The sequence below is a fragment of the Acinetobacter sp. NIPH 1852 genome, from assembly GCF_022549455.1.
Taxonomy (GTDB): Bacteria; Pseudomonadota; Gammaproteobacteria; order Pseudomonadales; family Moraxellaceae; genus Acinetobacter.
Genome location: NZ_JAKZGG010000008.1, coordinates 150,120 through 163,985, shown reverse-complemented (window position 1 = coordinate 163,985; position 13,866 = coordinate 150,120). Strand labels below are relative to the sequence as shown.

Below are 13,866 nucleotides of genomic sequence, written 5' to 3'. Positions count from 1 at the left end.
CAATTGGTTGTGCGGTAGATTTTGTGTGTAGGCTTCTTCATTTGAAAATTATATCGCTGAAAAACCCTTTACAGATAGGTTTGTGCAACAAAGCCGCTCCCAACAAACAATAACCTACATTCGAATATTGAAACTGTGTATTTGGCTCAAAGTCTAAAATCACATTTGATAGTTTATTGAGGTCTGTTGGACACCACGGCTTTTTCCCCATAGTAAGCATAGGCGTAAATGTCTTAAAACGATCAAAACCTGCACTATGTTCTAATAACATTGCAACTGTAATATTTTCTATTCTCTGATCTTTAGGTTTAGGAATATCAATAATATCTAATAATTTTTGATCTAATGATATTTTACCCTCATTTACTAAATGTAAAATCATTGCAGATGTAATGACTTTAGATACGCTTGCATAGCGGAAACGAGAATCCACTGTAATTAGACGATCGCCATTAAAACCATTTTCCCAACCACTTTCACAATGATGTAATTTTCCTTGAGTATCTTTAAAAGCAAGTTGATTGTTCAAAGATTTCTGCTCTTCAATTACATACCTCATAAATTCAGGCATAAATTCAGGCGCATTTTGCGAACATTTTATCGTTTTTATAGCAAAAGGGGCTTGTAATGTATAATAAACTGTACGTTGCAGCCATTGATTTTTATTGCTATACAAATAAGTTCCACTAATTATTAAACAGAGCAGAAGAGATAGAATAATAATATCTTTTTTCTGAATATTTTTAATATGTAAAAACTGTCTTGACATGAATATTAAGCTCTATAATAATTTAAATAATGATAAAACCAACATATGGACCGGGTAATAAAGATAAAAAAAGTACCTCCCCCCAAACCTATCTCCAAACTGATAATTACATAACCACCAAAAAATAGGTACAGTTAAAATACCTATTGGCATCCACTGTAAAACCAATGTAGGTAAAGCATGTATAAAACCCAAATCAACCAATAACAACATTGCCATCGCGGCTATCAAATAGGCAATGATTTGCTGATTTCTATTTTCTCTAAAATATGCCAACACCAATACAAAACCAGTGATAAAAACTCCCCAATCCATCTCAATGGAGAGCAATAAAAACAAGGTAGTTAATACAATTTTAATCGCTAACGAAAGTCTAGCGTGCCAGACTATAAGTGATAGCAAACCGAGCAGAAGATTAAATAAGATATTGAACTTATAGAATAGAATTTCAGGATGACTCAAAATGACATCCCATCCTTCAAACATCGCAACAAAAGGTAATTGAGAGATTACGGCAAAGCCAAACAATCGTATCGCATATACTTTTATATCTTTACTATGGAAATATCCCTCAACCAATAAAAAACACATCATGGGGGCAGTAATACGACCAATGAAGTGTAAGAGTTGCCCTTCAAATGTACCTGTTTCAATAAATAACCAAGCAAAATGATCAATTGTCATTGCAACAATAGCAATGATCTTTAGATGCAAAAAATTTATTTTCTTATGCATAATGATTCAGTTCATTCATCCATGAAAAAAGGTGAGATTAACTCACCTTTTTTGCTTCTATCATTTTTTAAATTATTCAGTAGGAGTAGATGCAGCAGGACAACCAGCTGGAGCGAACTTAGGCAAAACAGTTGTCGCACAAGACCATGTACCAGTGTCAGTACGAGTCCAAGTCAAAGTCTCACCAGAAATTGCAGCAGAAGCATTTTGTCCAAAAGTAGCTTCGATCTCAGCAGTATTATCAGCTAAAGTAATCTCAACAGATAAACCTCCTTGAAGACCACTCGCACCACCATCACCATCACCATCACCCGAAGCACCAACGAGGTTGCTATTCGTCCAACCTAAATCACAAGCAGCCAACGCAAGTCCGTCCATCATGCAGGTTTCAACTGCTGTTTTAACAGCACCTGTTTCGGACATAACACGACTTACTTGTGACTTAGAAATGTAGTTTTGATATTGCGGAATCGCAATTGCCGCCAAAATACCGATGATCGCAACAACGATCATTAATTCAATTAAGGTAAAACCCTTTTGCATTGTGTTCATAACATTTCTCCAATGTATAAATTTTTTATAAGCTTTATTCAGCTACTTTGTATTCAGCATGTTTCATGCCAGCTCCTAGCTTAGCCAATTTTAACTTAAAAAAACAGAGACTTAAAACAATATTACATCTGTTCACAATTGATGCAGTTTGGACATTTTATGAGGAAAAATGACAAATAATGTCAGCTTTCCCTCATTATCCGTCTTGAATTTTAAAGTCAATTTTGATGATGCTCTAATTGTTTTAAAATTGAGCGAAGTATGTCACATAAAAAAATTTGTAACTGACCTTACCACTCATCGCCAAATAACATCCGTTTATCACTAGGCGATATATCCCTTAATTAAACGATACAATCAAATCTAAGCAAATACCCCAACATTGAGTTTCTAAAAGTCTCATTCATCAGCCAAAGGTGAAATATTTGGAACTGTACAAGCTCTATTAATTCAAAATAATCGGCTCATTGCTCAGTTCATTGGTTTGATCGGAAATTGGCTGATCATAATACATCGCCAACACCTGACCGATTTCCTGAATACCAGCCAAAATACCCTGTTGATATTGCTGCTGTTTTAGTTTTTCGATGATCAACTGACAAATCTGCTGCCAAGTTTCAGTATCTGTTGCATTCTTTAACCCGCGATCAATCACGATCTCAACTTTACGCTCGCATAGATTCAAGTAAAGCAACACGCCACTATTCAACTCAGTATCCCATACCCCCAACTCAGCAAAGAGCTGTTGCGCACGTAACCGCGTATCCTGATGATAGGCTTGTGAACAAGGGATATGCCCCTCGATCACCACCTGTATCTCACCAACATGTCCATGCTCAGCTTGCTGTACGGTCTGCGCAATCTCTAAACGATCTTGCTTACTAAAATAGCGATGTGCCGCAGAAATATATAAAAAATGCTTAAACCAACGTTTCAAGCTAGGTTGGACCCGCTCATCCAGTTTAGGCTGGGTAATAATCTGTGTTGTATCTGTCTTAGTTACCATGAGCCTGATGCACCTCCGCCGCCAAAACCACCGCCACCACCACGATATCCACCACCACTTCCGCCCCCAAAACCACCACCGCCACGTCCACCGCCTGATAAAAAGGCTTGGAAAATCAGTTGTGCCAGTGAGGTAATCAATAAAAAGAACACACCGATGCCCAACAACAGGCTCATCAACACACCAGCCCCATTGACCAAACCAGCCACGACTGCTGCAACCCCCGCAGTAGACGCGCTGAGACGTTTACCCACAATCAATGAACCCACAACGCCAGCAATCAAGATAAAGAGTGCCATTGAAAGACTATTTTCTTTGGCTTGTTGCTGATGTAATGCTTGCTCATGACGCTCTTTTAACTCCTGTGCTGCTTGTTGTGCAACTTCAGGATCTAAATTGACGATTCGGGTAATCTCATCCAAACCCGCCGCAATACCTTGTGCATATTGACCTTGTTTAAATGCAGGCGTGATCTGATTACGAATAATTCGACTCAGCACCACATCAGGTAAAACACCTTCCAAGCCATAGCCTGTCAGAATTTGAATATTACGATCATTAACCGCAATCGCAATCAGTAAGCCATTATCGCGTTTAGCCGAACCCAATTGCCATTTTTCACCAGTCCTTAAAGCAAAGTCAAAAATAGCTTCTTGTCCCGTGGTCGGTACAATAATCACACCTATTTGTGCCTTGCCCTGCTGATAGAGACTGAGAATTTTTTGGTTCAACTGCTGCGTTTCAGCAGCACTCAATATCTTGGCTTGATCAATGACTGGCTGATTTAAAGTGGGTAAGCCGCGTATGGACTCACCCTCCGCCATATCATCAGCAACCTTGGGCAGAACTGGAGCAGGATCATTACTGTTGGCAGGTGCAGTGGATTGATTTTTTTGTTGTTCCTGAATAATTTTTCCAGCAATCAACACATCACTTTGATCTGTTGCCGTTGCTTGCTCCGCCCACACCGTATGTTGAAAACAAAGTGTTGTAAAAAGAAGGATGAAAACAGCGTAAATTCGCTGCGTCCATGCTTGCTTTGACGTTTTCATCATACAGTAACTCCCCACAATGCCAATTTAGTTAAAAGAAACTGTTGGCGCTTGTTCAGCAGATGCTTCCGCCTTAAAGTTTTCTTTGGTTTTCATACCGATCACTTTAGCCGTCATCACCTGTGGGAATTGACGCGCATAAGCATTGTAATCTTGTACCGTTGTAATATAACGGTTACGTGCTACCGCGATACGGTTTTCCGTTCCTTCGAGCTGTGCTTGTAGATCTCGAAAGTTTTCATTGGCTTTGAGATCAGGATAGTTTTCTGAAACAGCGATTAAACGTGACAATGCACCTGTAAGTTGACTTTGTGCTTGTTGGTATTTTTCAAAAAGGGCTGGGTCTTCTAAGACTTCTTTATCTACTTTTAAACCCGCCACGTTAGAGCGCGCTTGAGTCACTTCCACCAAAACTTGTTCTTCATGTTTGGCATAACCTTTCACTACATTGACTAGGTTTGGAACAAGATCAGCACGTCGTTGGTATTGGTTTTGCACTTCAGACCAAGATGCGATGACGGCTTCATCTTTGACTTGCAAGGTGTTATAACCACAACCTGTAAACAATAAACTGCTTGCCAATACGGTTGCTAGGGCGGTTTGTTTCATAGCTTTCATAAAGTTTATCCTCAAGTTTTTCTTTATATTTTTCACGATAATTCATTGTAGTGTGATTTTTTGTGCGCTGTGTAAAGTTTATTAAAGTTGTTTTATTTCTCTTTAAATAAAAATGGCATTACATCAAGGTCTAGATGTAATGCCTCGCTAAGCAAAGTGTTTAAATCTGCATGTCTAAAATTTTATTCTTATTTGTAGGTAAAGTTGTACCTGTTAACTATAAATTTTAGAAGCAGTCTCTTCTTGAAAACTAATCATGCCATATTCATCTGCCATACGTATTTTCCAATCGTTCACCAGTCGCGTGTAATCATGTTTGGCTGGATGAAAATCAGCTTGATAGTATGATAAATATTCAGGAATCAATTGAATCAGCATTTTGCTCAACAGGTATAGTCCAAATAAATTCCCACCGACTTTCGGTAAACTTTTCCACTTATCTTGCCAGATCAAACGTGTTGTTCCATAAAAAACCAAACTCGCAAAACCTGTGGTGACGCTACGCATCAACAAACGTCGAATTCGATCATCCCCATACACCTCTTCATAAACATCAAATGCCACTGAACGATGCTCGATTTCTTCAATTGCATGCCAGACCCATAGCTTCATTGCATCCTCATCCAAAGTGCTTAAAACCTCAGGATGTTTAAGAATGTAGCCCCCTAACATTGCGGTGAAATGCTCAAAAGCACAGGTCAAAGCAAGTTGAAGTTTTGGATGCGCTTTTCTTAATGATTCATCCTGTTTGGCAATCCAAGTTTGAAAACGATCAAGGTTATAATCATCACGCCGCCATGCATCATTAAACTCGGTATGTGCTTTGGAATGCATCGCTTCTTGGCCAATAAACGCAGCGATCTGCGCTTGTAATTGTGGATCTTGAACTTTGTCTCGAACATTGCGAACACTGTTGACAAAAAACTGTTCACCGATCGGGAACGTTGAGGAAAGAGCAGTCAAGAGATGCGACATCACAGGTGAATTCGCAAAATAATGTCGCTTAATTTTTTTAGGATTAAACTGCAAACGTCGTACGGTAATCCCTAATGCTTTGGGACGATTTAGATAATTTTTTTCTGTGTTGATATTTGCAAGAGCCATATTGATTGCCTGCATCATTTTTCATACTGACCTTGAGTATTACCTCGAAAAAACCACAATGACAGGGCAAAAAAGATGATCGAACTGGCAAAAACCGCCAAAAAGATAAAGTGTAAAATGGAATTTGACGTATCGCTAGTAACAACACTCGTCACTTATCATTCCGCAGTGGGCTGTGCTCTACAGTCTAAAATCCGCCAAATCTGTATTTCTGTTTCTATCACTTTATAATAAATCGCATAAGGAAATCTTTTTGCAAGTAAACGATAGTAACCAAAATACTGTGAATGAACGCCCATATAGAGCTGTAATGATTCAATATCTGCAAACATGGAATCTAAAAAATACTCACCCAAGTCCTGTTGTTGTTTTTCATAAAAATCTCGACCTCTTTCTAAATCCTGAATCGCTAAATCGAGAATACGGATTTTCATGTTTTCTTCTGCAATCGTTTTTTAGCATCTTGCCAGTCAACAAATTGATTTTGCTGTGTCGCCACCAATGCTTCTGTTTTTTGTAAAACTTCAGCATGCCACTGTGGCGAAAGCAGCTCAGACTCAGTAGATAAGTCCTGCCACAAGCGCTCTATCAATTGTAATTTTTCAGTTTTTGTAAGTTGATCAATAGGAAATGCTGTAGTCATCTTCTCATCCAAAAAAATTTCGAATTAAAGATAATCTACAGCATTTTTATTTAAAGCGATAGCTTAGACGTTTGAATTACACGCCGAGGTAATCCAAGATACCTTCCGCGGCCTCACGACCTTCCCAGATTGCGGTCACAACAAGATCAGAACCACGCACCATATCACCACCCGCGAAAATCTTCGGGTTGGAGGTTTGGAATTTGAATTCTTGATGTTCAGCCGCAACCACACGGCCTGAACCATCTAGATTTACCTTTGCGCTGCCAAACCAGTCGGCTGGGCTTGGACGGAAACCAAAAGCAAGTAGTACCGCATCTGCTGGCAATACTTCTTCAGAACCCGGAATTGGTTCAGGGCTACGACGACCACGGCTATCAGGCTCACCTAACTGAGTCGTTACGAACTTAACACCAGTCACTTGACCATTTTCGCCCACGATTTCAATCGGCTGACGATTGAATAGGAATTTCACACCTTCTTCGTAGGCATTTTTCACTTCACGAGCAGAACCCGGCATGTTGCTTTCATCACGACGATAAGCACAGGTCACGTCATGAGCACCTTGGCGTAGTGAGGTACGGTTACAATCCATCGCGGTATCACCACCACCAAGCACAATTACTTTTTTACCGTCTAGGTTGATGTATTCACTTGGATCTTTTTCCCAACCTTGACAACGATTCACGTTAGCGATCAAGAAATCTAATGCATCATAAACGCCATCGAGATCTTCACCTGGGAAACCACCTTTCATATAGGTATAAGTGCCCATTCCCATGAATACAGCATCATATTCAGCTAATAACTGTTCAATGGTAACATCTGTACCAATCTCAGTATTTAAACGGAATTCGATACCCATCCCCGTAAAGATTTCACGGCGACGCTTCATGACATCTTTTTCCATTTTAAATTCTGGAATACCGAAGGTAAGAAGACCACCGATTTCAGGGCGTTTATCAAATACCACAGGTTTAACACCACCGCGTGCAAGAATATCTGCACAACCTAAGCCTGCAGGACCAGCACCAATAATCGCAACTTTTTTACCCGTTGGCTTAACCCCAGACATATCTGGACGCCAGCCTAAGGCAAATGCCGTATCGTTGATATATTTTTCAGCATTCCCAATGGTTACTGCACCAAAGCCATCATTTAGGGTACATGCACCTTCACACAAACGGTCTTGTGGACATACACGACCACAAACTTCTGGCAAGGTATTGGTTTGATGGCAAAGTTCAGCCGCTTGGAAAATTTGACCTTCCGCAATCAGCTTCAACCAGTTTGGAATGTAGTTATGTACTGGACATTTCCATTCACAATAGGGATTACCACAACCTAAACAACGATGTGATTGATTCGCAGCCACATCCGCAGTAAAAGGCTTATAAATTTCCACAAACTCTGCTTTGCGGACAGTAATATCTTTTTTCTCTGGATCTTGGCGTGCTACATCCAGAAATTGAAAGTCATTATTGAGGCGTTCTGCCATGTCTCTCTCCGTGGGTAGGCGCAGCGATGTCATTCACCGCTTGCACCTGCCTATGTCTTTGCAGTCGTAGAATTATTGTGGATCGGCTTGAGTCTTTATCAAAAGCGTTTGCAAATTAGCAGCTTTTGGTTTGACCAGCCAGAATTTACGACTATAGAAGTCGAACTCATTACGGATCTTGTAGGCCCAAGCACTGCCTGTCTCTTGGATATGCTCATCAAGAATACGCAATAAATATTCTTTATGATCTTCCATCGCCTCAGTCGAAATACGATTTAGGTCAATGAGTTCATGGTTGTAGTAGTCAACAAAGTCATTATCAAGGTCGAGTACATAAGCAAAGCCACCCGTCATACCTGCACCGAAGTTATGACCCACTTTACCCAGTACAGTCACGACACCACCAGTCATGTATTCACAGCAATGGTCGCCAGCACCTTCAATCACCGCAAAAGCGCCTGAGTTACGCACTGCGAAACGCTCACCTGCAGTACCTGCAGCAAAGACTTTACCGCCAGTCGCACCATATAAACAGGTGTTACCAATAATCGCCGTATTTTGTGTTTGGAACGGTGAACCTTTTGGTGGGAAGATCGACACACAACCACCAGCCATACCTTTACCGACATAGTCGTTGGCATCACCTTCAAGTTTGATATGCAAACCACCCGCATTCCAGACACCCAATGACTGACCCGCCGTACCGACAAGATTCATCACCACTGGGCTACTTTCCATGCTCAAGTTGCCGTAACGACGTGCAATTTCACCCGAAATACGTGCACCAATCGAGCGATCACAGTTACCGACTTTGAAGTTAAATGAACCACCAGTACCTGCTTCAATCGCTGGCAACATCTCTGCCACCATTTGTTCTGCCAATAAACCTTTATCAAACGGTGCATTGCCTTGAACTTGGCAATATTGTGCCTTGCCTTCAGCCGATGGATGTGAGGTTAATAGTGCACTCAAATCCAAATGCGCATGCTTTTCAGTATCACCCGAAATAACTTCAAGTAAATCAACACGCCCAATCAAATCTTTCAGTGACGCAACACCCAAAGCAGCCAACAATTCACGTGTTTCTTCAGCAATAAACTTGAAGAAGTTAATCAGCATTTGTGGCTCGCCAATGTAATGCTCTTCACGCAAATGATCTTGCTGAGTAGCAACACCAGTCGCACAGTTATTTAAATGACAAATACGTAGGTATTTACAACCAAGCGCGATCATTGGCGTAGAACCAAAACCAAAGCTTTCGGCACCTAAGATTGCAGCTTTAATCACATCAAGACCTGTTTTCAAACCACCATCGGTTTGCACACGGACTTTACCACGCAGGTCATTCACGCGAAGGGCCTGATGCGCTTCACTTAAACCCAATTCCCATGGCGAACCCGCATGATGAATGGATGAAAGTGGCGATGCTGCAGTACCACCGTCATAACCTGAAATGGTAATAAAGTCGGCATATGCTTTTGCTACGCCCGCTGCAATCGTACCGACACCCGGCTCAGAAACCAGTTTCACCGATACCATCGCTTGTGGGTTGACTTGTTTCAAGTCAAAAATCAATTGCGATAAATCTTCGATCGAATAAATATCATGATGTGGTGGTGGTGAAATCAAAGTCACACCAGGAACTGAGTAACGTAAACGCGCAATTAAGCCATTCACTTTACCACCTGGTAACTGACCACCTTCACCCGGTTTTGCACCTTGTGCTACTTTGATCTGCAACACTTCCGCAGACGTTAAATAGGCTGGTGTTACACCAAAACGACCTGATGCAATTTGTTTGATTTTCGAGTTACGAATCGTGCCATAACGCGCAGGATCTTCACCGCCCTCACCTGAGTTTGAACGACCACCAATGGTATTCATTGCAATCGCAATCGCTTCATGTGCTTCTGGTGATAATGCACCTAAAGACATACCTGCAGAGTCAAAACGTGGCAGAATTTCCTCAATGCTTTCAACTTGATCTAACGCAATTGGATTGGTGGTTTTTAATTTAAATAAATCACGAATCGTTGCAATTGGACGATTGTTGACCAACTCTGCATATTCTTTAAAGTCTTGATACTGACCTGAACGAACTGCTTTGTGTAGGGTGTTAATGACATCTGGGTTAAAGGCATGGTATTCCTTACCAAATACAAATTTCAGCAAACCGCCTTGATCAATCGGCTTACGATGCTGCCAAGCAGTGATTGCCAATTTTTTCTGGTCTTTCTCTAAATCTGTAAACGTTGCACCCTGAATACGGCTTGGTACGCCAAGGAAACACTGATCCACCACTTCTGAGGATAAACCAACCGCTTCAAACAATTGACCACCACGATAAGAAGCAACGGTCGAAATTCCCATTTTAGAAAGAACTTTGAGTAAACCTTTCTCGATTCCCTTACGGAAATTTGCTTGCGCATAGATTGGATCACCCAACAACTCACCTTTGGCGATCAAGTCATTGATCACGTCATAAGCTAAATATGGATAAATCGCGGTTGCGCCAAAACCAAGCAACACTGCAAATTGATGTGGATCACGTGCATAACCTGTTTCAACCAAGATATTCGCGTCAGTACGTAAACCAGTCTTGATTAAATGATGATGTACCGCACCTGTTGCCAATGCAGAGTTTGCAGGTAAGAAACCTTCACGGAAGTTTTTATCTGATAATACAATCAGTGTTTTACCGTCACGCACTGCTTGAGCAGCTTCTTCACAAATACGCGTAATCGCTGCTTGCAAACCTTCAGTTTCAGCATAGTTCAGATCAATATCTACAACTGCGTAGCCGTCACGTTCTTTTTCAACATCACGTAGCAATTGCATCTTCGCGTTTGATAATACAGGACTAGCGATGATGATACGGTCAGCATGCTCAGGTCCTTGTTCAAACACATTTTGTTCACGGCCAATACATGTTTCCAATGACATCACAATTGATTCACGTAATGGATCGATTGGTGGATTGGTCACTTGTGCAAACTGTTGGCGGAAGTAATCAGAGACATGGCGTACTTGACGTGACAATACCGCCATTGGAGTATCATCGCCCATTGAGCCGACAGCTTCTTGACCACTTTCTGCGATTGGGCGTAATAGTTGATCGCGCTCTTCAAATGTCACCATAAACATTTTTTGCGCTGCTTTTAATGCATCACCTGTTAAACCTTGATCAATAAGCTGTTCTTCAAGCTCTGGATTTGCTTTCAAGCGAATAGAATGATCACGTAACCACTCACGGTATGGACGCATGTTTTTCAGATGGTTGCTGACATCTTTAGTGTCAAGGACTTTACCTGTCAAGGTATCGACAACGAGGATTTGACCTGGACCGACACGACCTTTCGACACAACATCTTCAGGTTGATAATCCCATACGCCAATTTCAGACGCCAAGGTGATGTAATCATTTTTAGTGATCACCCAACGCGCTGGGCGTAAGCCATTACGATCCAGCATACAGATCGCATGACGACCATCTTGAACCACTAAACCTGCTGGGCCATCCCACGCTTCCATATGTTTCGAGTTAAATTCATAGAAGGCACGTAAATCAGCATCTAAAGTTTCAACGTTTTGCCATGCTGGTGGTACAAGCATACGCAGTGCACGGAATAAATCCATGCCACCGCCCACCAAGATTTCTAGCATATTATCTAGGCTTGAAGAATCCGAACCTGTACGATTCACAATCGGATTCAATTCAGTTAAACCCGGCAATAAAGGATTTTCAAATTTTGGAGTACGTGCCAATGCCCAGTTACGATTCGCAGTAATCGTGTTGATCTCACCATTATGCGCAAGATAACGGAACGGTTGAGCCAATGGCCAACGCGGCAAAGTATTGGTCGAGAAACGCTGATGAAACACCACAATGTGTGAAGTCAAACGCTCATCAGCCAAGTCGGTATAGAAGTCAGCAATCGCTGCTGGCATCATCAGACCTTTATAAGTAATCACTGTTGTCGCCAATGTGGTGACATAAAATAATGGATCATTATGTAATTGTTGTTCTGCACGACGACGTGCTAAAAAAAGCTTACGGTTAAATTCAACTTCAGTTACACCCATTGGACAGTTCACGAGAATCTGTTCAAAAACAGGTAAAGACTGCAATGCAATTTCACCTAAAGCATCGTTATTAGTTGGCACAACACGCCATGTTGCGACCTTTAAACCTTCCGCTTCAATTTCTTTATTGAGAATATTCTTTGCATTCTGAGCAAGCGCAGGATCAATATTTAAAAATACGGTACCCGCAGCAAAAATCTCTGTTAGGTTTACCCCGAGTTTTAGCGCTTCATCACGGAAAAATTGTTTCGGCATAGCCAATAACAATCCGCACCCATCTCCTGTCTTACCATCAGCGGCAATACCACCACGGTGCGTCATGCAACTTAAACTGTGAATCGCGGTTTCAACTAAATGATGGCTTGATTCACCTTTCATGTGGGCGATCAAACCGAAACCACAGTTATCCTTAAACTCATCAGGTTGATATAAACCTTGAGCGGGAGCTACAGTATTAGGCGATGGCATGTGCATAGCGTACCCTTCTTTAAACATGGCTCTTTCGAGCAACAAACAATCAATTCATTTTCTGCGATATTGCCGATTAACTCACATAAAGTTCAATGCTTCGCGAAAACATTTTTACTGGCGGATTTGCAATATACGCCTTTCTTTTCCAAGAATCAGCGCATTTACCATATAAAGTGTTTTCAGTTATTACACCTTAGCAAGGCTTTGTAAAGCAGAAAACTTTCCATTTCACTAAATTAATGAACCATTTAGCACAAAGAAAGATGAGGAGTAGACAAAATAGCACCACAAAAAAGCAAAAAACATGCCAATTAAGCATAAATTTACTAAATCATTAAAAAAATTAAAATAAGTTTAAATTATAATGGTGAAGAGTGATCACACAATTGCACCATAAAGAAGCTAAATGCCACAAAAAGAATCATCAAGCATCATTATGGTGCAAACTTAATTAAATGGGTCGCTGATTTCTCGTCTTGAAGTATCTGAATTTTCTTTTATTTTTTCAGCATTTGAAGGTGCTGGAGCCGTAGAATGATTTTGCTGAACATTGACCACATTACCTTGTGCATCACGTTGGGTCACCGTTGTTTTAACTGTTGTCGATGCACTGGTTGCGCCACTATTCACTGATGGCGTCGTTGCTGATGAACTGCCCATCAATAAAGACTCATCAACCCGAGGCAACGCAGCAGGTTTTAACTGAATTGCATAAAGCTGATTGGTCGCCAATTTCATTTCATCAGCACCTAAATCATTGACCAAATCGGCATAGGTCGAAAGTCGCTGAGCCTTTGGTTGAATAGACTCAGGAAGTTCCAAGTTCAATTGAGAAAACTGGCGATTTGCATCCTCTGCACTAGAAAACACCCCATAAGCCAAAACATATTGCTCGACTTGATCCTGACCACTCAAACGGAAATAAATGAACTTTTTGCGATCAGCACGATTCAATAAAAAGTTTTTGATGATCGCCTCGTTTGAACTACGGAAAATCTCCATCACCCACTGACGCTGATTGTCTTTGACAAATTTAGTGCCCCGAAACTCTGGGGTATGTTCATTTGTTACAACAACTCGGGCGGTGAGATCTAAAGGTCGGACCGCATCTGCAAGTGCACCCAAATGCGTTGTCGCGGCAACTTTCTCAGGCTGTATCTGAACGGGTACTTCAATTTTAGATGGCTGCTCGACTTCCACCAAGGCATCACTATCAGTAACACCCCAAAATATCAATGCGGCAATTAAACAAGCCAGTGCGAAAACTAGCCAGCTATATTGTTGAATATTTTGCCAAATTGATCGTGACACAGCGATACTTTCCTTTCGTAATTC

At 41.2% G+C, this 13,866-nt stretch carries 12 protein-coding genes; all 12 read right to left on the bottom strand.

The genetic code is table 11. The features are described from left to right. Positions 1 to 37: 37 nt before the first annotated feature. The 12 genes from MMO38_RS08680 to MMO38_RS08625 all read right to left on the bottom strand — a co-directional run bounded on the left by MMO38_RS08680 (position 38) and on the right by MMO38_RS08625 (position 13,848). Positions 38 to 769, bottom strand: coding sequence for a beta-lactamase family protein (locus tag MMO38_RS08680; RefSeq protein WP_241323261.1), 732 nt, complete (start codon positions 767 to 769; stop codon positions 38 to 40). A 12-nt stretch (positions 770 to 781) separates the two neighbouring features. Beyond that, positions 782 to 1,504, bottom strand: coding sequence for a TraX family protein (locus tag MMO38_RS08675; protein WP_241323260.1), 723 nt, complete (start codon positions 1,502 to 1,504; stop codon positions 782 to 784). Between the two features lie 72 nt (positions 1,505 to 1,576). Continuing rightward, the gene (locus MMO38_RS08670; RefSeq protein ID WP_241323259.1) at positions 1,577 to 2,056 is read right to left on the bottom strand and encodes a pilin; all 480 of its coding nucleotides are present in this window, start codon (positions 2,054 to 2,056) and stop codon (positions 1,577 to 1,579) included. A gap of 445 nt (positions 2,057 to 2,501) precedes the next feature. Continuing rightward, a complete protein-coding gene (locus MMO38_RS08665) occupies positions 2,502 to 3,062 on the bottom strand; it encodes a TPM domain-containing protein (RefSeq protein WP_241323258.1) in 561 nt (186 codons plus the stop codon). Then, entirely contained in the window at positions 3,056 to 4,117 is a 1,062-nt protein-coding gene (locus tag MMO38_RS08660; RefSeq protein WP_241323257.1) for a TPM domain-containing protein, read from the bottom strand. The genes MMO38_RS08665 and MMO38_RS08660 overlap by 7 nt, the downstream gene beginning before the upstream one ends. Positions 4,118 to 4,141: 24 nt before the next feature. Beyond that, on the bottom strand, positions 4,142 to 4,732 hold the full coding sequence (locus tag MMO38_RS08655; RefSeq protein WP_121928928.1) for a LemA family protein: 591 nt from the start codon (positions 4,730 to 4,732) through the stop codon (positions 4,142 to 4,144). Between the two features lie 213 nt (positions 4,733 to 4,945). Beyond that, positions 4,946 to 5,836, bottom strand: a complete 891-nt coding sequence (locus MMO38_RS08650) for a metal-dependent hydrolase (protein WP_241323256.1) — start codon at positions 5,834 to 5,836, stop codon at positions 4,946 to 4,948. 158 nt (positions 5,837 to 5,994) lie between these two features. After that, the gene (locus tag MMO38_RS08645) at positions 5,995 to 6,270 is read right to left on the bottom strand and encodes a type II toxin-antitoxin system RelE/ParE family toxin (protein ID WP_241323255.1); all 276 of its coding nucleotides are present in this window, start codon (positions 6,268 to 6,270) and stop codon (positions 5,995 to 5,997) included. After that, positions 6,267 to 6,479, bottom strand: a complete 213-nt coding sequence (locus MMO38_RS08640; RefSeq protein ID WP_241323254.1) for an addiction module protein — start codon at positions 6,477 to 6,479, stop codon at positions 6,267 to 6,269. Before MMO38_RS08640 ends, MMO38_RS08645 begins: the two co-directional genes overlap by 4 nt. Before the next feature lie 76 nt (positions 6,480 to 6,555). Continuing rightward, on the bottom strand, positions 6,556 to 7,977 hold the full coding sequence (locus MMO38_RS08635; protein WP_241323253.1) for an FAD-dependent oxidoreductase: 1,422 nt from the start codon (positions 7,975 to 7,977) through the stop codon (positions 6,556 to 6,558). 72 nt (positions 7,978 to 8,049) lie between these two features. After that, positions 8,050 to 12,528: a glutamate synthase large subunit gene (gltB, locus tag MMO38_RS08630; RefSeq protein WP_241323252.1), complete on the bottom strand. Its 4,479-nt coding sequence runs from the start codon at positions 12,526 to 12,528 to the stop codon at positions 8,050 to 8,052. A gap of 450 nt (positions 12,529 to 12,978) precedes the next feature. Continuing rightward, the gene (locus tag MMO38_RS08625; RefSeq protein WP_241323264.1) at positions 12,979 to 13,848 is read right to left on the bottom strand and encodes a hypothetical protein; all 870 of its coding nucleotides are present in this window, start codon (positions 13,846 to 13,848) and stop codon (positions 12,979 to 12,981) included. Positions 13,849 to 13,866 lie beyond the last annotated feature (18 nt).